Below are 21,340 nucleotides of genomic sequence, written 5' to 3'. Positions count from 1 at the left end.
AGCGCCAACTAGGGGCGCATCCTTCATCAACAGACAGGCCATCCGTGATGGTGAGGCTTGTCCTGTCGGCGGTGTCCCGCACAGTGCTTACTGAATAGACGTGATAGAATCCTATTCAGGAGGCAGAGATGGACTGGTTTCAGGAGACGACCGAGGAGGAATCGCCGTTCGATCGCGTGGCGATCGGGCAGCGGGTCCGCGCTGAGCGCACGCGGCTCGGTTTCAAGCAGGTGCCGTTCGCGGAGTCGGTAGGCATGTCCCAGGCCAGCTACTCCCGCCTCGAGAACGGGCAACTGCCGCTGGCTGCCATCACGTCGGAGGTACTCAGCAGCCTTTCGTACGCCCTGGGCAAGACGATGGGGTACCTGCTCGAGGGTTCCCCGGTCCGCGACCGGGTGCGTTTGGCTGCTCGCGGCGACGACGGCGGCGATGTCGCCTCGCGCGCCGACCGCGTCCTGAGCCTGCTCGAGGTCGATGACGACCTGGACGATGCCGGGCTCGCCAGCGTTCCGGTCGAGCAGGCCTGGACCGACGTCGCCCACTCAGCTCTGACGAGCGGCCGGGCGTCGAAGGCTCAGGGAGTCAACCTCGCGCTCCACCTGCGCAACGAACTCGGCCTTGGCTCCGACCCCCTCCCCGGGCTGCACGACGTCGTGGAGGAGCGGCTCGGTATCGACCTGGCGGTTGTCCCCCTCACGGGAGGACTCTCGGCGGTCGCCGCATTCGATGACGAGCGACACGTGGTCGTCGCTGGCGTGAACATCTCCGAGCCGTACGCGCGCCAGCGCTTCAGCCTGGCTCACGAGGTCGCACACATCCTGTTCGGCGACAGCCACAGCGAGACTGCCGACCGCGACATCTACGAGATGCGCGCGGACAAGTTCGCCCAGACCCTCCTCATCCCAGGCGACGGCATCAAGAACTGGATTGCCGCAGCGGGCCTCCCCACGGGCAGGGGACCCCTGGACTACACCGCCGCATGCCTTCTGGCAGAGGCCTACGGCGTCTCACCCAAAACCGCATGGATAGCCCTCGGCGATCTGGGACTCAAGCCGACGGCCGACGCCCCGACCGCCCGTGCCGCCGCCATCGAGACCAGCCACCTCACCGAGCACATCCAACGCGAGAAGGCCGCCAAGGTCGAGCGCATCCCCGCGCGCATCGAGGCTCGCGTCCTGGCTGCCTTGCGCGCCGGTCTCATCAACGCGGCGGCAGCTGCCGCCGCACTCGGTCAGGACCCGAGCGACCTGCGCCCCGACGAGGTCGATACCGAACTCGCGCCCGCGTGACCACAGCCCCGCCGGCGGACGTCACCATCCTCGACACCGTCTGCGTGCTCAACTTCGCCGCGGCCAAGGAGTTGAAGATCCTCCTGAACGCGTTGAAAGCGGCGAACTGCGAACTGTTCGTGCCACAGGAGGTCTACAACGAGGCCGTCAACAAGGCGAGGGCGAACGGCTGGGACGTCAGCCAGATGACCGCCATCGTGAAGACAGAAGGACCCATCAAGCTCCTCCAACTCATCGGACCCTTGTCGTCGGCTATCAGGACGCTCGACATGCTTCGCCGGCGGTACCCCCTGGGCAGTGGGCTCGCTGGCGGCGGCCACCCTGATCAGCACCTCGGCGAGTACGCCGTCATGACGCACGGCATCGGCGCACGCGATCAAGGTCGAGAGGTGCGACTGGGGATCGACGACCGGGATGCCAGGGAGACAGCCGAGGCCCTCAACTTCGAGTGCTTCACCATCGAGGACGCGCTGCTGATGGCAGTCGCGCACGGCCTGCTCGACACCAACGGAGTCAAGAAGACGTACGAGCGGCTGCGCCCGTTCGGTGCCTTGCCGCACTGGGACGTCAGCGACGTGAAGTCCGGGCTCGCGGCAGCGAAGAAGGAAGCGAGAGCCCGCAAAGAGACGGCCGAAGCCGCTGGAAGCAACGACAAGTAGCGGCCGGGCGGCTTCTGCTGGTCGCGCTGGGAACCGCATGACGCTCGAGTCACGGTTGATCCGTCCGAGCTCGCGCGTCGAACGATTGGCCGCCGCCGAGCGCGTGCCGGCTGGCGCCTGTCGGGCTCCTCCGGTTCCTCACCCAGGCTACGGAATCTGCCTAGACGGATTCGACCGCTACGTCGAGGCCGTCGGAAATCTGGACACCCGTGGTCAATCGTTGCCGTCTGGCTGGACCAGCACCGCGGTCCGTGGGTCCACGTCCGATGCGCAGGCGAGCGTCGGCAGGTCCGCCCCCTCTAGGCCAGCGAACTCGAGCGCAGCACGACCCGTCAGGTGCGCAGCCTCGATTGAGTGTCCGTTCGCCACAGTTGCGTAGAAGCGCGCTGCGTAGTTGATCGCGTCCGCGTCGTCGATCTCGTCAGCCATACCGATGGCGAATGGAACCACGCCTTCGACGAGCGCGTCGATCTGGGAGGCGGAGTTGCAGGAGTTGAGCAGCACGAGAAGTGGCGGTTCGTCCGTCGCTTGGAGGGCGTTCACGAATGCTGTCGCTGTGATGATGACGCCCTCGTGTGGTTCGTCCTTCTCGTCTTCGAACTCGATGAGGTCGTGGTCGCTATGACCGGAGAAGTGGATGACGTGGGGGCGGGACTGGGTGAGGCCGTCGAGCAGGTCTTCGGTGGTTGCCGCCGGCCTGACGTCGAGGCGGATGGAGTCGCGGTGAAGCGCGGACTCCACCGCAGCTCGGATGCGCTTCTGTTCACGACCCACGCGCAGGTCGCCATCCGCTGAGGCGCCGAGCATGAGGACACGCAGCGGTTCGGGTTTGGGCGCGCGCAGTTGCCGCATCTCGTGGCGGACGCTGCTGACGTCGGTTTCAGCGCGCGCGAGGCGCTGCTCCATGGTGCGGCGTTCGGCGGCCCGTTGACGGTCGGCGGCCTGCTGGGCTCGTTGCCGCTTCTTCTCGGCATCGAGAGCTTCGGCCTGTTCGGCTTTGGCGAGCTTGCTGGCGAGGGTGTGCTCTTCCTTCGCGTAATTGGAGGCGCGGGTCTGCCAGGCGTTGGCGTCCTTCCCGGCGGAGGCAGCTTCGCGGTCGCGCCTTTCAGCTTCGTTCAGCTTCGACTTCGTCGTCGACGCCGACTTGGACCTCGCGGCTGCCTCTCGAGCTTTCGAAGCGTCGGTGCGCTTCTTGGACTCCTTGTTTCGGTAGTCGCCGGCCTTCCTTTCCGCATCGGTGCGTTGGCGCCGCTTCTGCTCGAGCTGGCGCCGGATCTGGTTTGCACTCATACCCACGTCCCTTTCGATGATGCCGACTCGCACGTTCAACGCTAGGGCAGGGCACCGACGTCGGCCGCCAGCGCACAAGCGCTCGTGCAGCTGGACCGTCGCCGTGACTGATGAAGCCGCGATCGGTGACCCTTGCCCACTTCGCCAGCCGTCCGCCGCCTGCGCACGACGTGCCCGTCGCCGGCTCAGCGGCGCCGACGCCACTCCCCTAACGTCCACGATCTGCGACACCGCCGCCTGCGGACAGCAGCACACTGCGACCTCGGCACGCACCCAGTCAGCCGACGCTAGACCCACGCCTCAGACGAGATTCCGGCCAACAACAGGATCGCACCGACGAGGATGTGAATGAGCACCCACATTGCACAGATCAGTCGCCTGGACACCGGAGACCATCGCAGTGCATCGCTGTGAGCGCCGACCAAAGCGCACACGTCCGGCGCGGATGCTGGCACGCCGATGCCAGCGAAGATGAGTGCGATTGCTGCGACCGTCGACATGCAGGAACCTTCCGTTGAACCGTGGGACTCTGACCGTGAGCCCCGACGCCCGCGCGGCAATGAATCACCAAAGCATTCGAACGAGTTCAAGGGAGATCTCATGGGTGAGTTGGCTGAGTCCGGCAACCGGAAGAAGACTCTCGAGGTGCGTCTCGCGGAGAAGGCAGACAAGAACGAGCACTGGGGCGACGGCCGACTGTTCCTCATCGCCCTCGGAGGTCTGGCAGCTGGCGTCTTGCTCAGACTTGTCAAGCCAGAGTTCACTGCGTGGAGCTCGGTCACCGATACGCTCACGTCACGGCCAGGTGGGGCAACCGTGACCTTGGTGGTGGCGGTGCTCTAGGCCATCGACAAGTGGTCGAGCGAGCTCGTCGGGCCCGACTCGCAAGCGTTCAGGGTTCTCAGCCGCGCGTTTAAGCTTGCGACCCCAATGGTGGCCGCTGGTGCTGCTATCGCTGCACTCGTGACCTACTACAACGACGCCGGTAAGAACCTTGGCTTGACCGGTTCCGTGGTCGGCGGTCTAGCCGTTGTCGTGGCCGTCGCATGGCTCATCCGTCGCCGCCCGAAGCCGGGCCATCGAGCCGACTAGTTGACCCACCCGGGTTCCCGCCTGCTGACCGTCAGTCCCGGCCAGTCCTGTTCACTACGGGGAGGAACGCAAAGGGCTGGCGCAGTTCGTCGGTCGGCACTGCCTCCCCCTCCAGCAACCGATCGAGAACGTCTGCGAGCGCCGGGCACGCAAAGTGCGGCGACGGGTTGAAATCACTCATGTCGTGGGACCGTCCCTGGTCTACGTCTGGTCGCAAACCTTCCGAACTCCTTCGGCCTGGAGTTCGTGACAACAGCGTGCCTCCCATGATCGATCCGGCTCTTTGACTCGCTTCAGTTGCGACCGTTGAGGCCCTGCGAGGTGATGGTTGGCAGCCCAGTCTCGCTTCCGGACTGTGGAATCCAGTGTCGCGAAACCCGAAGAAGGTTGGCCGGCACTCAAAGTTCGGGTCGCTCAACTGAGAGTGGCGAGCAGACTTGTGCGCGCGTCGTTTAGAAACGACACTAAGCGCATGAGCGCCGTTCGTCTCTCCCTCATCGAGACCGATCCGGTTGTCGTTGAGCACGTCTCCAGAGCCTGGATGGTTCTGGCCACCTCGGGCTCGGCGCACCCCGACGCTCAAGGCGGGCGCGGGACGAACGCTCACAGCGAGCAGCAAGGAAGACACACCCATGAGCACCAACGTCACGACCAACCAGAGCAAGAAGAAGAGCAAGAAGAAGGGCAAGAAGAAGCGTCGCGCGCTGGAGAACGCGAAGCGGTCATCCGAGGTCGAGATGACCGAGATCGAGCAGCTGACGGCGCAGGCGCTGGCGAAGCTCAGCCGTCGTAAGCGCCGGAAGCGGTCGAAGTCTCAGGTGGAGTCCATGCTCCGTCCGCTGGGCTTCATCGTGTCGCGTGAGTCCGATGAGCACGACCGAGAGATGTTCAACTCGATGCGTGAGCTGACGTATCAGAACCTGCGTGACATCCCGGCGGTGGAGGCGGTGCGTCGGGAGGGGATGACGCCGATGCGTGGCGGGTCGTTCTTTGTGGACTGGGAGGTCGACGGGCAAGTTCAGCGTCGCGAGGTGTTGGTGACGGAGCTGCGGTTGGGCATGACGCGGGCGCGCCTTTTCTACTTCGAGGGGTACTGGCACTTGTGGAGCATGGCGTCGGCGGCGAAGACGTCGGAGGACGGTTTCAACGAGTTCACGACGATGCTCATCGATGAGATCGAGGAGCTGCGTCCGCGGGTTCTCTACGCGGCGAACTTGTCGCGTCTGATCCGTTCTCAGTTCGAGGAGAAGCGTCTGTCGTTGGGTCTGTGTGACAACGTTGACAAGATCGTCGCGAAGGACATGACGATCCGCCTGACGGGTCCGGACTCAGCCTTCGGATTCATGCAGCTGACCATGATGGGCTTCTGCGCGGCTACCGAGCGTGACGCGATCGTGCAGCGACTTCTCGCCGGCAAGATCGCGAAGTGGCGTCGGAACGAGTGGCCGTTCGGATCTGCGGTGATCCCGTTCGGGTACCGATTCGACAAGGAACTGTCGACGCTCGTTCCGATGCCAGAGCTGCGTCCGCAGGTCGCAGAGATGCTCCTCGTGCTCGCATCCGACGTGCCCGTCTCGGAGAAGGCTCGTCGTCTCGACGAGATCGGTGTCCCCACGCTGCGCTCGTCACGCAAGACCGGAGACACTCGCTTCTCCACCCGGTCCAACATCGAGTCCGCAGTCCGTTCCTTGTACGCATGGATTCCCGTCTGGGTCTCCGGTGAGTTCCTCTTCCGCTACCAGAACCCACTCGACGACCTCGAGGAGCTGTCCGGCCTGCCCGTCGTCCGCTACCCAGCCAAGAAGGGCGGTGACGACAGCAGCGATCCCGGCGAGCTCCAGATGCTGTACCGCGTCGGGGTACCCGATGGCGGGTGGGCAGACCCCAGCATCCTCGCCGCGGTCACCCACAAAGCCACCCACCTGGCCGGCATCCACCCTGACAAGCCGCGCCCAGTCGCGGACGCCTCGCTCGTGGAGTCCGAAGCGAAGGCGATCCACCAGCAGGTCCTGCCGCCGGAGTTCACCCGAGGAACGAACCTCGCAAACCGATCCCGCCGCAACCGGGCCCGCGCCCGCCGCCTCATCAGCCCCTTCACCGGCCGCCACTGGATCCGTGACGACCACTTCTACGAGATGCGGTCCACGAACGACGGCTACACGGTCACCCGATGGCCCCTGGACTCGCTCGACCCGGCCATCGACATCGAGTACGCCGACTACCTCGCGAACCGCAAGGAGGAGAGCTGATGGGCAGGACGTCACGTCTGATGACGTCGAACATCAACGACGACTCCCCCGACCGCCAAATCGTCGCGCACATGAACTCCCGCGACGTGACCAAGGAGATGGTCGCGGCCATCAAGGACGCCATCCGCGACGGGGTGCCCGTTCGCGAACTCCCTGACGCGACCATGTTCCATCAGCGCGGCACCTACTTGTCGACCGACGCGCGCGAGCAGCAGGCTCACGAGACACGCACCGCGATTGCGGACGCCAAAGCGGACGCCGCAGCGGCCGCTGACCTCGCCATCGCCGCGAAGAAGAGAAGAGACGAGGACGGCGCCGCACGCTTCCTCAAGAAGGTGAGCAAGGCGGACGCACGAGCTCGACAGCTGAAAGCCGTCCTCGACGACCTGGAGACGTCGACGGCGCCAGCCGAACGCCATCCCGAAGCGTTCGACGTTGATGCCGAAGTGTGGGTGCCAGCGTTGAACCGCATCCGGTCCGGCGGCAAGTTCACCCAGACTGAACGCAATGCGCTTGACGTGATCATGCCGAACCTGTCCTTCCACTACCGCGACGGCCGATGGCACGGCGAAGCGACGCTGCGCATCACGACCAGTCGTGGAGTCGCTGAACTCGGACCCATTCGCTGGACGTGCGCCAACGGAGTACGCACCCCGACCTCCGCGGTCGAACGGCCCGCGCCCGGAAGAAGCCGGGACCAGCGGGGCCTCCGTGAAATCCGCGTCAAGCTCCTATCCACAGGACGCGTCAACGATGCCGCAGCACTCATCCTCGTCCAGGCCCCCTTCACCGAACTGCGATCCGTCGCACTCCACGCCTTCGCCGGAGAAGACTTCCCCGACTGGGTCGGACCAAAGTGGCGCGAGCCTGAGTTCATCGACTGGATTGCCAAGACCTACGCAGCAAAAGACTTCGTCGGAATGCACGGCCAGTACGGCAAATCGTCGCCAACACGACAGTTCGCCGCCACATTCGTCGCCAAGAACGGGACGTCCTCGCCCGTCGACATCCTCGCGGCCATGGGGGCACCAGGACGCGACCACACGGAGTTCGGTCGAGTTCGCTGGGACGACAGCAACAGGCCCTTCCAACCGCCGCTCATCCTTGAGAACCCAGGACGTCCCATCGCCGAACAGCGCTACCGCTCTGTGCTGTGCGAGTGCGGCGCGCCGGCCTCTCGCGTCATCCGCGTCCCCGAGATTCCCAGGTCACTGCTGTGCCACTGCGGACTCATGCCGGACAGTGAGTCCTTCGGCGCGTCCAAGACGCTGCGATTCCCTGACGAGTACGGGTCGTTGGAAATCAGCACCGAATACTGCCTCGCCGAACTCGAACGACGCCACGACCCGTTCAAACAACTCGGACCGGTCGCCGACTTGTGCCTGCGAAGCTCGTCGAAACCCCGGACGGCTACCCCCAAGCGGAACTTCAGCGAGCCGTGGAGCGCAAAAGCATCCACAGCGCCCTTCGAACCCTGGAGGGACGTGGGCTCGCTCGCTCAGAGAGCGCTGGCAACCAGCGCATCTGGTACCCCACCGCATTGGGAAGAGAAGCGGCCGCCAAGCATCCGCCGCGCCTCTCCATTCACACGGCATGAGAACGGCCTACGACAACCCGTGCCACTCGAGTACGCCAGTGCCCGAAGCGGGCTATGACAACAAAGTCGCACGGCAACGGTGATTGAGGCGCTCCAAGGGGGAAAATTGAAGGGAAGCCACGTGAAACCAGGACTCAACGAAACCGAAGGAGCATCGGGGTCGTGTACGAATCGACGTCGTCCATCGAGACGGAACTTGGCACCTCAGGAGCGCTGGCCGCTCACTGTCCTCGCACGACACGAAGGACGAGGCTATTGCCGAAGGTGTGAGGGTCGCCAGGAACAACGAACCAAGCCAACTCATCATCCATCTGGCCGACGGAACGTTCGAAGAAGAACGCACCTACGGCGAGGACCCGTACCCGCCGGCGGGGTGACGGTCACCCGGTCGAGCGCCGGCTCGGCGGATGCGTACGTGCACCGCGAAGACAGTCACGCAAACCCGCCCCCCGGAGCCACCCCATGAAACCTCACAAGGAACGTCGCCCACGACGCCGCTCCAAGCCAGATGTCGAGGACCCTCGGCGACGAGAACGCGAACTCAAGGCTGCGCTCGTCCGCGTTCCCGGCGAAGCTCGTGCGCTCTTCGACAAGTACATGGGAGGCGGGGATCCGACCGCACTCCCTGGCTATGAGTTCGTGCTCGCCTACCTCGCCGCCTGGACGGTCCACATCGAGCAGGGCATCCGCGCCGTCGAACTCCTCCACCGAAAAGGCTTCCCGGCCCACGCAGCCCCCTTGCGACGCAGCCTCCTCGAGCACGCCATCACATGCTTCACCGTCGCGAGCAACCCGGCAACGTTCGACGTGCTCCTTCGCGAACACCAGACGAACGCTGACAAGTATCTGAAGGCGGCCCGCAAGGTCGGCATCAACGAGGACGAATCAACGATCCTCGAAATCCTCGACTGGGAGATCGACGAGTCAACCAAGTCGCTGAACTACCTGGCGGCCGTACGCGCAAAGTTCGAAGCTTTCGACATCGGCGGCCCGCGCCTCTACCTCTGCTGGCTCGAGGAGACAGCGCTCTCCCACGCCAACCTGCATACCGCCGACATGTTCCTACGCCCGACCGACGACGACGACTACCCCACCCTCGTTGAGGAGCCGTACTTCGTCGCCGAACCGTGGCAGATCGCGTCGGTCTGCGCTGACTCTCTCCTCCTGGCCCTCCAGAGCTTGTCTTCCATCACCGAGGGCGACCCTCTGGCTCCTGACATCGAAGCTCTGCACGAGCGACGGAACTCGATGCTCACTGAGCTCGGCTCACTCCTCAACAGCAGCACGTAGCCGGTCGACGCAGAGTTGCCACCTGTCGATTGAGCAGAGGGAGGAAGTGGTCTAGGGCCGCGGCAACAGCGTGCTTAGTGCGGAGAGGTCACAGGCGGGAAACTGGACTACGGCACAGAGTCCGCTGCCGGGTGTGCCTGCTAGCGCTGCGGCGCTAGGAATTACCTCGTACCGCCAGGCTCGTGACCCCCTCATGCGCGGAATGTCTTTACCGAGAATGTGGTCGCTCAACTCGCCCGCCTGGGCACGCGACGCAAGGTGGCTGACCATTTCGAAGAATCGTTCCAGGTCTGTGGGCGACTCGAACAGTATGTAGGCGTGCTCGCGCTCGAAGCCCTCGCACGACGCGAGTGTCGAGATACCCCATGCGTGGCACCACCGGATCACAGGCGCAATCCCCTGATCGACGAGGCAGCGACCGAGGTCGACCTGTGTGTGCCAGGTCGACTCATCGAGGTCCGGTGACTCGCGCATGCCGTTAGGGTCGGAACGCACTCGGTTCGTGGAAACTTCGAGGAGGACTCATGGCGTGGTGGCCTATCGACACAGGTGAAGCGCGAGGAGCTCTATGCGACAAATGCAAGAGCGGGATCGGTTTGTCTCGCGATGATGAAGGGAAGGTCTACTGCAGCACGCACCGCCATCTGCACTCTTAGTCGTCGCTGCGGCCCCGTTCCAGTCTTGGAAAGGCGCGTAGTGGGCGCAGCTACGTCGAGGTCGCTTGGCGCGGCCCGGCCGCCCTGCTGCCGGACGAAGGAGCCGCACTTGGCCAAAACGCTCCACCCGGCGGACGGCGCGCTCGCTCGGACTCTAGGCAGCCTGCTTTCTAGTCGTCAGCGAGAAAGGACCCGATCGCTTCCTCGATCGCCTCGCGCTTGCCGCGGTCCCCCGTTTAGACCGGTGGCAACGGGTAGGCCTCCCGAACGGCGCCCATCGCTGCGATGAACGGCTGACTCCCGACGACCGCATCGAGTGCCGACTCACCGACTCCGGCATGAACGAGCAGCCGCAGGACGGTCAACCAGTAGACCGACGACACCATCGGTTCTGCCAAAGCCACCCGCTTGAGGGGCCTGCCCTTGTTGTGTGCGGCGTCGTCGCGGAGGTTCACGATGTCCGTTGCCCACCGGTCAAGGTCGGGAACGAGACTGGTGAAGCGTGGCCCGACCGCCGCAGCGGACTCGAGCAGCATCTTCCTGGCCGGCTCCCGCTGTCGACCGGTCAACTCGCGGTGAAGTCCGTCAGCGGCTGACACCAAGCGGATGATGGCGTCTTCAAACGCGACGCCCCGTTCAAACCTCATCGACGCCACTCGCCGAACGACGTGGCCGAGGTCCAAACGAAGGTTGAGAAGACGGCGGACACCATCGGCACCCAGGTCGTCGAAGGTCATAACACGGTCGATGAATACAGGCCGTCGGGTCTTGCGCGCTCGCGGCCACACGCCATGGAATTCAGTGGTGCCGAACCGCGCGTTGTTGGACTCCTCGGCCGTGAGCTGAAAAGGTCCTACGATCCTGCAGTCGCGGTGGACCGCGATAGCCACCCAGTCCCTGACCCACGTGAACGCCTCGAGGACGTCATCGAGGCTCCCTGGCTCGGAGAGGATGATGCGGCAGTAGTGCTTCGACGTCACGGACTCCCGGCCCGACGACCAGGTTCCGGCGTACCCGGGCAAGTGAATGAGCTCGACCGTCATCTCATCGGCCTCTACCTGGCGCTTCTCGAGTTGTCTGACCTGGACCTGCTCGGCCCAGTCGTCATCGTCCGTTGGGCTGTTGAACGAGAAGGGCATGCGGCCGTCGAACTCGGACAGTCCAGTGAAAGTCATGAACGCACCCGTGAACTTCGCGTCCGCTGCAGGAGCCTCCCCTCGGGGAGCCATAATCGCCATGTTGACCAGCAGCGTGATGTGCCTCTCCCACTTGCCGTCGCCGGTGTCGTACGTCGTCTGGGCGACCTCGAAGCACTCGAGGAGCACGCACGACCGACCGCCAACATCGCCGACGACCCTTTCGTACCTGGTCTGGCGGTCATGATTCACAAACGTGCCATGAAGGGCAAGCCGCCCTCCCTTCTTGGGGTCGAAGGTGAGGTGTCCAGGCACCTTGGCCTCCGGAGACGATTCCAGCCAGAACATCCCACGCACGTCGACACCCTTGTTCATCTGACGATGATGCCCACCCTCGGCCAACGCTCAGCCAACCGGTCACCATGGCTCCTAGGGTCGACACGTGCCTCAGAGCCGCGACTACGCCAACATCACCGGCTTACAGCGGGCACCCCGAGTTGCGATGTGCATCTACGACGAGCACTGCACGACCCATCCAATGTCCGCGCTACACGTCCATGACCAGCTGTGGGGTGAGGCCGGAAGCACCGTCATCGCCGTGAAGGGCGGCGCGCTGCATCCGGCCGTCGCACGAGCGCTGAAGGCGTACGACTCTCACCGGAAGAGGTCAAGAACCCCATGTAGGTCTATTGCCTCTGAGCAAGACAAGTCGGAACCCCGCCGGGCACGCAAGCACGCTTCGCGCGGCCCACGCCGCGAGCACGAGACCTCGCACTTCCGGATCCGTCCGACAATCGTGCGTGGTCTCCGACTGGGTGGCGGTTCGCGGGCTCGCAGCATCGCATCTTGATAAGCGCTGCCCGCGAGATCCGGCATCAGCTTAGAAAGTCGCCCAGTCCGCACCTCGTGGCGCGGAGCGGCTCGTACGCGACGGTCGGTGTCATGGCCTCACCTACAGACACGGATCGTCGCGCAGCCAAGCCTCAGCTTTTCGCTTGCCCCGAACTAAGCAGATCTTCTTGCACGCACGACTGGGGGCGATAGCGGAGGGCCGGAGCCCGTCATCACGGAGATGGAGGTGACGTTTCGACCCGCGCGACGTCCCACTTAGAACGGCCGGTTGCTTAGCGTCTGCAGATCGGCCCTGCATAAACCTACGATTCCTGAATGGCCTCCCGCCCCCCGTTTACTTGCCCGTTCTGCGGAGAACCCGGATCGAGGACCCGCGAGCACGTCTGGGCGCAGTGGATGCGGCAGTCGCCCGGCGCGAGACGCTTGCTCGCCGGGGCGACGGGCAAACGAACGGCACACCCCCTCGAGGACTTCATCTTCGACGATGACGGTCGCCTCAGTTCGGTCACCAGCGGCACAGCAGCGGTGGCCGAACTGCTTCCACATGTGTGGATCCCAGTCTGCGGAGACTGCAACGGGGGCTGGATGAGTCAGCTTGAGGACCAGGTCCGGACACTACTGAGATCCTGGACGCTCACTCGATGGCCAATCCAGCTCACCGCCAGCGCGCAGACCATGCTTTCCGCATGGGCCACGAAGTCCTGGATGGCCTACGCCCTCATCAGAGGACGTGACGAAGGTCCATTCACTTCGGGTGAACGCCGGGCGATGGCTGACGGCGCTGCGCCCCTCTCTCGCTCCGGGATCTGGCTCGTTCATTCCGACGCTCCGACTGCGCACGTCGGCATGAGCCTGTTCCCGATGCTGATGGCCAGCGAGCACGAGGTTCACCAGGTCGCAACGATGAACAGCAACGCTGGCTTCGGTCACATCTCTTACGACGGCCTCGTCTTCTTCCTCGCCCTCGCCCGTGACGGGGACAACGCCTTTCTCGAGTACATCGAATCGCAGATCGATGAGATCGGCCCCGTCAAACGCATCTGGCCACCGTCGGGGGAGCAGCACTTCCCGGGCGCCCAAGCACCTCCTCACGTCATCTCCGACCTCCTCGCCTTATCTGATGCGCACCAGCGCGTACACGCACTGCCGACGGTCGGCCTCACACTCACCGAGATGAAAGAAGCCCAACGGGCACAATCCCTCGGTGCCACGCCTCTTCAAATTCGCGCCATCTGGCAGCCAGAGAGCCTCGCGCAGTTTGAACGGAAGCGACTCGAGGACGACCCGGACGGCTACGGGCGCACTTGGGAGCCCTACAAGACCCTGGGCGGGATCGAGTGGCACGGCGGGCGGTTCGACGAAGCGATCGAACTCTACGAGCAGGCGCGGACCAACGGCGCGACCACTCAAGACATCGGCTCCCAGATGTGCGACGCACTGCTGTATGCCGGTAGGTACGAAGACGCGCAGGCCGTCGCCGATGAAGTGGGCCACCAGGGACCGAACGAATGGCGGGACGTATTCCGCTCAGCCATTCTGTTCGAGCTCGTCGACGAGCTCGGACTCCGACTCCAGAAGCGTCAACTGCGAACTGCTGGCGGGATCATCAAGGTCGACGAGGCCAGCATCCGAGCCGCATACGACTACCTTCGCACCACCGATGCACTCGACATGCCGTCCTGGGCGGCCATCGCCCAAGACGATCCGGCGGGAGCGCGCATCTCTCGCATCATGGCTAGCGCCTACCTCGGCGAAGCCGAAGATGCCTGGTTCCTCCTCAGCGCCGCGACATACCACTGGCCGAACGACGAACCCCTCAAGCAGCCAGTACTCGAGGCGCTCGCGGCACAGCCACCGAAGACTCACGCCTTCATCCACGACATCCTCGCCGAAGACGGGGCCCCCGAAGCGACCCAGCTCCTCGCCTACCTCGATGCGAATGTCCTGACGACTGGATAGCCACGAATCCTACCGACTGAGGTCGGGACCGTATGTAGATCCTCATCCCTGAACCGAGACGGTCCGCGGTCGAGTCCCGAGCACGATGCCGCACCGCGAACATCCCAACGCTAATGACTTGAAGGGGCTTCGCTCTCACTGCAGCTCACGCAGTGCATCAGCTTCTTGCACTGGGGGTCCCTCCCTGGGCCAAGCGCCGACGCGGCCCGGTCCTGCGAGCGCCGTGGCGTCGAGCAGTCGAAGGGGCGATTGGCCAACGTTATGAAGCAGTCTTGAAGAGTTCGTCCGGTGATCCCTCTGACTCCTCCGTGCACCACTCCAAATGCCAGTAATGGGCGGAGGTCTCGAGAGTCGTGAGGCGCCCTGTGGACGTCTCCACCTCTATGTGTCCGTCGACCTTTCCACTCTCGGTGCTCACCAGATCGAGACGTTCGACTCGCTCGTTCAGAGATGAGGGCGGACCCTTGAGCCGCCAGTCGTCTCCAGGGCGACCCCATATGGGTGCGTACTGGGGTCGGAGCATTCGTTCGGCTAGATGAAAACCTGGCCCGTGGCGCACGGCAGCTTGCTCCAGAACCTTCGAGCCGCTGAGCGTCAAGGAACCAGTCTGCGAGTCCACAAAGCTGATCCCGTCGGACCGCTCGGTGCGCCAGTTCAGCCGGCGGTACCCCCAGAACATGTGAGTCCAATCCTCGTCGCCGCCGGCCCGGGTCTCACGGATCTCGCCATGCGCGTAGAGAAAGTCAGCCCCGAGCATCCGACCAATCAGCACTTCGATATCCACGATGGCCTCTCTAGCCGAGAAACTTGCAACTGGTGCCCTTGTAGCACGTTGCGCGATCGGACTGCGCCTTCGGCGAACCCGGATACTTCTCACCATTGACGATGAGGGACGTATTGTGCACCTCCCAAAACACCTTCGCCTTGGAGATGTACGGGAGCACGTTGTAGCCGTCGCCGTACCGAGATTCGGTGTCCTTGCACTGATACGTAGCGGTGCTACAGCCGTGCACATCAGGATAGTTGAAGACCGTGTAGTCCTGACCCTTCGAGATATCTCGCCGAATCCTCGTCTTCCACGTCAACCTGATTTTGCGAGTGGCGTCGGCTGTCATCCAGACGTTGGCGCTGTGGTTATGAAGACCGATATTCAAGGTCATCTTCACGCTGCCCGCGAGGTTCGTCCCCTGCCCGAAGAACCACGTCGTCGACTTCTTGGCGTGATAGCTATCGATCACCTGGAAGGTGGAGAACTCCTCAGCGTCGGATCCAGTGCTCGTCTCCACATCCTCACCGTCGGGTCCTTCCGAATAGACAGTCCCTCCAATGCAGGACCACTCGCCACTGATGTTCTCCGTAGCGAACTCTGCGCACGAGTCTTCTGGAGGCGTGCTCGGATTCACCAGCACGTCGAATGACCCCGTCCACGGCACGGACGACACCCTCTGCCCATCGTCCGACCACACCTGATACGTGTACGAGCCTGGAGCCAGGCCGGCGACCTGGCGCACCGCGGGAGCGCCAACGGCGACCGTGGGCGTGTAGCCGTCATACACCGTCGTCGAACCATTCTTCACAACGATTCGAGCTCGCAGATCAGTCGTGTTGCTCGATGTCATCGAGACCTCAAACGTGGCCGAGGATCCGTCCGTCGTGACCGTCCTCGATGCGAAGTTGGGCGACGTGTCGACAGTAAACGGCAGCCAATCAGACCAAGCGCCACTCACGTTCTGTGAATCGACGGCCTTGGCCCTGACCCAATAGGAGCCGCCATCGTTCAATGCTCCAGATGGTGTACACGTCGCGCTCGCCCCTGAATCGACCAGGGTGCTCGTGCAGGCAGACTTCAACGTTCCAGAAGTGCCGGCACTCGACGAGTGCGTTTCGATGATGTACCTGACCTGCGAGGTCCCCGAGCTCTGAGCCATCGTGGACCACGTCGGCGTAGTGGAGGTCACGAACACGTCTTCGCCATCCATCGACCGCGAAGATCCACTAGCTGGCGTGTCGGCTTTCTCAGGGCTGCCATCCCAAACGAACGTCTTGACAGCGGAACCGGGAGAGCTTTGCGCCCCGTCGTTCGCCCACGCCTGCAATGTGTAGGTGCCATAGGGAAGTGATGAGATCGACTTCGTAATCTCCGAACCCGCCGGCACGAAGTTGCTCGTATAACCGTCATAGACGGTAGTTCCACCTCGCTTCAGTAGAAAACGAGCACGGAGATTCGTTCCTTCTGCGCCAGACACGATCGCCGAGACCTCAGCCAACCCACCCTTGAACGAGCCCTCGACCTCATCCTCCGCCGGCATATCCGGTGCTGGGTTGCTGTAGGTGAACTTCAGAAAGGGCACCTTCGACTGAGAGGAACAGGCGGACGTCATATCGCTGCTGGGCTCCTCGGAGCAGAAACGGCGCTCAAATGAGACGTCGCTGGCGTTCGCAGTCGGCACGTTCAGCTGGACACCGACGTTCTCGTAGCCTCCACCCGAAGGCCCCTTCGACCATGCCTGAGCAAGCTTCAGAACGTTCGCAGACACATAACCCGAGCCGTCTGTGCAAGTCGGACCGCGGCTCTCAGAGAGAAGAGCGGAGTCACCCGTGTCCGTGTTGACGGCTGGCCTGTTGGAATCGACCGTCGCAGACTCGGTGAAACCCGCAACCAGCGGATGGATGTTGACGCTCCTGGCGGCACAGGACCCGCCGAAATACTGGTAGAAGTTCATCGATGCCGCAGTGATGGTCTTCCCGGCCATCACAGTGTTCTCCCACTGCACGAACGACCTCGCTGGACTTGCGTTTGCGTTCCCAGCCTGTCGGCCCACCATCAGATACGGGAGATTGCCGGCCGGGGTGGTCTCGCCCGACCGCGTGAAAGTGTCACGCAGCTGGTTCACGGCGTTGATGTCGGGGTCGATGATCACCGGGTACTTCGTCGTCGGGTCGGAGAGATAGCCCTTGGGCGCTGACAGCGTCAACTCTTGGGTGCCCGACTCATCGCCCTCGATCGCGGTTTCAAGCGTCGCCTGTAAGGGGACTACCTTCAGCGGATCGCCGGCCTTGTCCTTGCGGGCGTCCCACGCGACGAGGGCGGACGTGGAGCCGACCTGATCCTTGTCCTCATCGAGGACTTTCAACCCACCGCCGGAGGCCTTCGCGATAGAGAGTTCCTCGGTCGCAAGGCCGAACTTGAAGACTGGGTCATCGTCGGCTGGCGGCTCGTTCAAGCGAAGGTGCGCGGCAACTCCACGCCCCGAGGCTGTGACAACCAGATCCGAAGTCGGCGAGACAGCATATGTCGCCACGCTTCCCGCGACCTTGGGTTTGGGGAGTTCCTCCGACCATGAGAGCGCAATGCTGCGCCCACTCTCAAACTCAACCTTCGCGGCTTCACGAGAGCCGCCACCACTGACAGTCACCTGCGCCGGCGAAGCCTTCGGACGCAGATCACCGTCGCCCGCGGCCCGCAACGTCGAGTCAACCTCAACCCACTTTCCGTCCTCTAGAACACGAACGGGCGCTCCGAACTCCGTGGCAGTAAACGTGCCGTCCGGATTAGCAACAACCGAGAGGGTCTCAGTCCGTTGAGACAGGTCCTCGACTGGCTTTCCACTGGACTGCGCCTCCCTGACTGCCGCCGCGGTCGAAGAAGCATCGCGGCTCCCCGCGTTGGTGCCATCAACCGAGATCAACCCGGCCTGCGGCGATGTCATCAGGGCATCGGCTCTTGCGGGGAGGGCCGCGATCGAGGGCGCTAAGGACGCGGCGAGGCCGATTGCGAGGACGAGAGGCACGGCGGGGCGTGCGAGACGAGCGACGGCGTGGGGGGTGCGCTGCACGTTGACTCCAGGGGGATAAGCGGGGGCAACTGGCTCATCGCCAAGGAAGACCGCAGATCACAGCCCGCCACAACTTTCCTCCTCGGAAGCGGAAACGCAGAAGCGGTCAAGCGGACGCCTGGTGTGCCGTTTGGGGCCGGCCCGGACGGGACCGCCCTATCGCTCCCGGCCCGGCTGGATCACGCCGGTTCACGTGATCGGGCTACAGAGGTGACTGGCAACGGCGCTCGCGCGACGAGCGGGCATGCGAATCCACATCTCTGTCCCTGTCCGCTTGCTCGCCACGGCCTTCACCGTGGTGGTCACCTTCTTCACGTTCATGCCCGCGCCTGCCGGGGCCGCGATCGCACCGGTCGAGGCGAAATCCGACTGTGGCAGTGGCTACTTCTGCGTCTGGTCGAGCACGAATTACTCCGGCACTATCCAACGCTTCTCGGCCACCAACTCCTACCGAGACATCACGCTCAACTCGACGCGCTCGTACTACAACAACCGCTCCTACCGCACGTGGCTGCACTCGAACTCTGATGGCGGCGGCTCGACCCAGTGCATCAACCCGAGGTCATCTCGCTCAAGCACGAGCGGCTGGCAGACCTACGCTCAGGCCGCCTACCTAGCCACCATCGTCAACTGCTGATCCAAGGTTTGAGGAGGCGCGCAAGCGCCTCCTCAAACTGGGGCCAACGCGATGCAGTCAACCTGACCCTATTGCGCCGCGAGCGAGGTAATGTGCGCGACGTGACCGAAGAGGAATTCGGGGACCTCTACGCAGCTCTGCAAACCGTCGTCTACCGGTATGCGGCACGTCGGGTAGGGCCCGAACGGGCGAAGGACATCACGTCCGACACATTTGCGCTCGCCTGGGAGAAGCGCCACGAGTACCCAGCCGACAACAGTGCCTGGCCAGCGTGGACCGTCGGCATCGCCCGCAACAAGGTCCTCCAGGAGATCCAGAAGCGGGAGCGGAAGCACCATGACCACCGCTTCGTCGACGACTGGCTCCAACCCTCGGCCGAACCGTCCGTCGAGGACTTCTCCCGGGGCGTTCTCGAGTCCGACCAAGCCCGGCGAATCTTCGCCGCCCTCACACCCGCCGAACAGGACCTTTTCGGCATCGCCTTCATCCGAGACCTCACACCCAGCGACGGAGCGGCAGTCCTAGGCATCAGCACCAGTGCCTACACGACGCGGGTCGGACGACTCCGCCAGAGACTGCGCGCCCTTGACATCGGCGTCAACAAACCAGCAATCACCCAGAGGTCCAAGACCCGATGAACAAGAGCGAGAACGTGGACCCGCAGGCACACATCGACGCCTTCCGTGAACAAGCACGCGCTCTCGGCTTCAATGACGCCGAGGAGCTTCCCGTCGAGTTGGAATCCGCAGACGACTTCATTGCTCGAATGAAGGCGCGCGAGGAACCGGCCCCAGCGCTCACGGTCTTGCGGCGCTCGAGGCGACGGACCATCACCACCGCCCTGGTCGCTGCCGCAGCCGCCGCCGTCGCCATCGCTGTCGTCTTCAGGCCCGCATCCTCCCCCGTCGTCGCGGATACCCCCCCGTTGCTCGATTACGAGTTCGCAGCAGCGGTGCGCGTTGCCTACGCGCCCGGCGAACCAGCCGAACCGGCGCTGTCGCTCCTCTCGCAGGCTGCCGAAGAGGCAACCGCGCCATCGGGCACCGGTCCAGTCCAGCACCACGTCAGCGACAACTGGTTCTCCGACCAAGACGATTCGGGCAACTCCGTCATCACTCCGCGAGTCACTCAAACGTGGCTCGAGCCGGACGGGAGCCTCTTGACGACCGACACCGTAGGACGCCAGTTGACGTCCGACGGACGCGGCATCCCCACTGACGCGCCAACATATTCGACGTCGCCGTCTACTGACCAGCTCCCTGCCGGCACGGTTGACGCCGCGTTCGTCGAGCGTCTCTCGACGGAGCCAGACGCACTGAAGTCCCAACTACTGTCGCGCGCCGACTGTCCAGACAGCGCGCGTCCGAGCGCTCAACGCTCACTGTGTCTGTATGACGAGCTTCGCGTTCTCTTCTCGACCTATGTCGTTCCCCCGGACGTGGCCGGTGCCGCGTGGGAAGCTCTCCGCGGCGAGGTCGGGTTTACCACCCTTGGGTCTGTGGAGGACCGGGCTGGACGCAACGGTGTCGCGATCTCTCTCGTCTCCGACGTGCGACCCGAGTACAGGTTCATTCTGATCGGCAGCCCCGAGACTGGGCAGCTCCTCGGAACAGAGGAGATCTTGATCAAGCCGGACCCGAACTTGGATGTCGAAGCGCCGTCAGTCATCTCGTTCACTGCCATCACCACGGCTACCAGAGTTGAGAAGGCACCCACCTCTCCATGAGGCTCCCGACTCGTCACTGAGCGTGATTCGACCTCCTCTGACGTGAGAAGAATGCATGCTGCGACTTCTCAAACGACGCACGGCTCTGCCGCGGACATGGAGCAGCACTAAACGACCCCTTGAGCCCGCTGAAGAGCTCGCAGCATTGAGAGCGACCATCGTTCTCAACGTGGGCGACACTCCACCGCCCACCCAGGAGTCGTTGGAGTCGGCGGAAACCTTCATCGCTCGCATGCAGCGAAACAGTCGACCGCAGCTAGGGCCAGGCGGCACCCAAAGCAGACCACCAGCGACCCAACTACCGGATCAGCGCGTGGAGCGCAGCTGATATGTCGACCACCAAGAATGTCAGCAGACCCGCCTGCCAAACCAGGTAGGTCGACGCGCGCCTCCAAACCGAAGACCGGGGCGACGAATCGTCCTGACCCGCACCATCCACCCATCCGCGCTCCGCAATTCTCAACAATCCAAGGTCGACCTCCAGCTGGGTCATCTTCTGACGATCGAGACTGAAGTTGAATCGCCGCGCAGCCATCAACTGCATCGACATCGCCGCGACCAAGACACCTAGAACGGCGACGAGAACGGCGACCCACCGCTTGGTGTCAGGGTCGAAAGCAGTCGCCAGCAGGAAGCTCTGAGCGGCCAGCGCCAGCGCCGGCATCTGCCACATTTGCGCGTGCTCAGCCAGCGACCGCTGCAACAACACGTCGTACGCGAACAGCAGGTTCGCCCGTTCTCGGTCTTCATCCATGACCGAGACATACCGTCCTCCGCCGCCTTTTCCAACCCGTAGTCAAATCTCGGCTGCGGTCATGGGTACGCCAGCGATGGCCACATCGGTCCGAAAGCCCCCCGGCGAGGCTCTGTCGTCTCGATTAACAGCTACGAGCGAGTTCTCACAGTCGTTGCCGCCCGATGTCTCATCGTTGTGAACCGGCTCGTCACGACGCCCGCCTTGAACGGCTGACCGACGACGTACAAGCCGCCCTCTAGGAAGCCATCGCGGTCGCACGCTGCCGCTCGTTCACCGCAGGTCGAGACTCCCTCGGCCGACCTAACCGTCGACGCC

16 protein-coding genes are annotated in these 21,340 nt (G+C 63.8%); 11 read left to right on the top strand and 5 right to left on the bottom strand.

Going from position 1 to position 21,340, the window contains the following annotated elements; genetic code table 11:
- The first annotated feature begins 128 nt into the window (after positions 1-128).
- Positions 129-1,289: an XRE family transcriptional regulator gene (locus tag RQG84_RS01060; protein ID WP_311208472.1), complete on the top strand. Its 1,161-nt coding sequence runs from the start codon at positions 129-131 to the stop codon at positions 1,287-1,289.
- Positions 1,286-1,948, top strand: a complete 663-nt coding sequence (locus tag RQG84_RS01055) for a hypothetical protein (protein ID WP_311208471.1) — start codon at positions 1,286-1,288, stop codon at positions 1,946-1,948. Before RQG84_RS01060 ends, RQG84_RS01055 begins: the two co-directional genes overlap by 4 nt.
- A 213-nt stretch (positions 1,949-2,161) precedes the next feature.
- Here RQG84_RS01055 and RQG84_RS01050 read toward each other — a convergent pair whose 3' ends face one another.
- Positions 2,162-3,238 (bottom strand): hypothetical protein, encoded by a 1,077-nt coding sequence (locus RQG84_RS01050; RefSeq protein ID WP_311208470.1) that lies wholly within the window; start codon positions 3,236-3,238, stop codon positions 2,162-2,164.
- A 600-nt stretch (positions 3,239-3,838) separates the two neighbouring features.
- Between RQG84_RS01050 and RQG84_RS01045 the strand changes: the two genes are divergently transcribed.
- From RQG84_RS01045 to RQG84_RS01030, 5 genes are all read left to right on the top strand, one after another.
- The gene (locus tag RQG84_RS01045; protein ID WP_311208469.1) at positions 3,839-4,081 is read left to right on the top strand and encodes a hypothetical protein; all 243 of its coding nucleotides are present in this window, start codon (positions 3,839-3,841) and stop codon (positions 4,079-4,081) included.
- Between the two features lie 986 nt (positions 4,082-5,067).
- Positions 5,068-6,579 carry a hypothetical protein gene (locus RQG84_RS01040; protein ID WP_311208468.1) on the top strand — a complete coding sequence of 504 codons (1,512 nt, stop codon included), beginning with the start codon at positions 5,068-5,070 and terminating at the stop codon, positions 6,577-6,579.
- Between the two features lie 20 nt (positions 6,580-6,599).
- The gene (locus tag RQG84_RS01035) at positions 6,600-8,234 is read left to right on the top strand and encodes a hypothetical protein (protein ID WP_311208467.1); all 1,635 of its coding nucleotides are present in this window, start codon (positions 6,600-6,602) and stop codon (positions 8,232-8,234) included.
- Positions 8,235-8,346: 112 nt separating this feature from the next.
- Positions 8,347-8,553, top strand: a complete 207-nt coding sequence (locus RQG84_RS18085; RefSeq protein ID WP_396135209.1) for a DUF2188 domain-containing protein — start codon at positions 8,347-8,349, stop codon at positions 8,551-8,553.
- An 85-nt stretch (positions 8,554-8,638) separates the two neighbouring features.
- Positions 8,639-9,466: a hypothetical protein gene (locus RQG84_RS01030; RefSeq protein WP_311208466.1), complete on the top strand. Its 828-nt coding sequence runs from the start codon at positions 8,639-8,641 to the stop codon at positions 9,464-9,466.
- An 892-nt stretch (positions 9,467-10,358) separates the two neighbouring features.
- Here the strand turns inward: RQG84_RS01030 and RQG84_RS01025 are convergent.
- Entirely contained in the window at positions 10,359-11,633 is a 1,275-nt protein-coding gene (locus RQG84_RS01025) for a hypothetical protein (RefSeq protein WP_311208465.1), read from the bottom strand.
- A 792-nt stretch (positions 11,634-12,425) separates the two neighbouring features.
- Between RQG84_RS01025 and RQG84_RS01020 the strand changes: the two genes are divergently transcribed.
- Positions 12,426-14,069: a tetratricopeptide repeat protein gene (locus RQG84_RS01020; protein ID WP_311208464.1), complete on the top strand. Its 1,644-nt coding sequence runs from the start codon at positions 12,426-12,428 to the stop codon at positions 14,067-14,069.
- Positions 14,070-14,328: 259 nt separating this feature from the next.
- Here the strand turns inward: RQG84_RS01020 and RQG84_RS01015 are convergent, their stop codons facing one another.
- Together RQG84_RS01015 and RQG84_RS01010 are read right to left on the bottom strand one after the other, a co-directional pair.
- Entirely contained in the window at positions 14,329-14,853 is a 525-nt protein-coding gene (locus tag RQG84_RS01015; protein WP_311208463.1) for a hypothetical protein, read from the bottom strand.
- 10 nt (positions 14,854-14,863) lie between these two features.
- Positions 14,864-17,905 (bottom strand): hypothetical protein, encoded by a 3,042-nt coding sequence (locus RQG84_RS01010; RefSeq protein WP_311208462.1) that lies wholly within the window; start codon positions 17,903-17,905, stop codon positions 14,864-14,866.
- A gap of 244 nt (positions 17,906-18,149) precedes the next feature.
- Between RQG84_RS01010 and RQG84_RS01005 the strand changes: the two genes are divergently transcribed.
- The 3 genes from RQG84_RS01005 to RQG84_RS00995 all read left to right on the top strand — a co-directional run bounded on the left by RQG84_RS01005 (position 18,150) and on the right by RQG84_RS00995 (position 20,268).
- Entirely contained in the window at positions 18,150-18,542 is a 393-nt protein-coding gene (locus RQG84_RS01005; RefSeq protein WP_311208461.1) for a peptidase inhibitor family I36 protein, read from the top strand.
- A 101-nt stretch (positions 18,543-18,643) separates the two neighbouring features.
- Complete coding sequence (locus RQG84_RS01000; protein ID WP_311208460.1) at positions 18,644-19,180, top strand: RNA polymerase sigma factor; 537 nt, start codon at positions 18,644-18,646, stop codon at positions 19,178-19,180.
- Positions 19,177-20,268: a CU044_5270 family protein gene (locus tag RQG84_RS00995; protein ID WP_311208459.1), complete on the top strand. Its 1,092-nt coding sequence runs from the start codon at positions 19,177-19,179 to the stop codon at positions 20,266-20,268. Before RQG84_RS01000 ends, RQG84_RS00995 begins: the two co-directional genes overlap by 4 nt.
- Before the next feature lie 298 nt (positions 20,269-20,566).
- Here RQG84_RS00995 and RQG84_RS00990 read toward each other — a convergent pair whose 3' ends face one another.
- Positions 20,567-21,022: a hypothetical protein gene (locus RQG84_RS00990; RefSeq protein ID WP_311208458.1), complete on the bottom strand. Its 456-nt coding sequence runs from the start codon at positions 21,020-21,022 to the stop codon at positions 20,567-20,569.
- Between the last annotated feature and the right edge of the window lie 318 nt (positions 21,023-21,340).

Origin of the sequence: Aeromicrobium sp. WCS2018Hpa-31, from assembly GCF_031843905.1 — a bacterium.
In the GTDB taxonomy this organism is placed as follows: domain Bacteria; phylum Actinomycetota; class Actinomycetes; order Propionibacteriales; family Nocardioidaceae; genus Aeromicrobium.
The sequence above is the reverse complement of the archived record's forward strand: the minus strand, read 5'-3'. Positions and strand labels throughout refer to the sequence as shown.

Excerpts from the sequence above, each read along its gene's own strand:
- RQG84_RS01060 (WP_311208472.1), top strand. The coding sequence starts at position 129 with ATGGACTGGTTTCAGGAGACGACCGAGGAGGAATCGCCGTTCGATCGC.
- RQG84_RS01050 (WP_311208470.1), bottom strand. The coding sequence starts at position 3,238 with ATGAGTGCAAACCAGATCCGGCGCCAGCTCGAGCAGAAGCGGCGCCAA.
- RQG84_RS01045 (WP_311208469.1), top strand. The coding sequence starts at position 3,839 with ATGGGTGAGTTGGCTGAGTCCGGCAACCGGAAGAAGACTCTCGAGGTG.
- RQG84_RS01040 (WP_311208468.1), top strand. The coding sequence starts at position 5,068 with ATGACCGAGATCGAGCAGCTGACGGCGCAGGCGCTGGCGAAGCTCAGC.
- RQG84_RS01035 (WP_311208467.1), top strand. The coding sequence starts at position 6,600 with ATGACGTCGAACATCAACGACGACTCCCCCGACCGCCAAATCGTCGCG.
- RQG84_RS01030 (WP_311208466.1), top strand. The coding sequence starts at position 8,639 with ATGAAACCTCACAAGGAACGTCGCCCACGACGCCGCTCCAAGCCAGAT.
- RQG84_RS01025 (WP_311208465.1), bottom strand. The coding sequence starts at position 11,633 with ATGAACAAGGGTGTCGACGTGCGTGGGATGTTCTGGCTGGAATCGTCT.
- RQG84_RS01020 (WP_311208464.1), top strand. The coding sequence starts at position 12,426 with ATGGCCTCCCGCCCCCCGTTTACTTGCCCGTTCTGCGGAGAACCCGGA.
- RQG84_RS01005 (WP_311208461.1), top strand. The coding sequence starts at position 18,150 with ATGCGAATCCACATCTCTGTCCCTGTCCGCTTGCTCGCCACGGCCTTC.
- RQG84_RS00995 (WP_311208459.1), top strand. The coding sequence starts at position 19,177 with ATGAACAAGAGCGAGAACGTGGACCCGCAGGCACACATCGACGCCTTC.
- RQG84_RS00990 (WP_311208458.1), bottom strand. The coding sequence starts at position 21,022 with ATGGATGAAGACCGAGAACGGGCGAACCTGCTGTTCGCGTACGACGTG.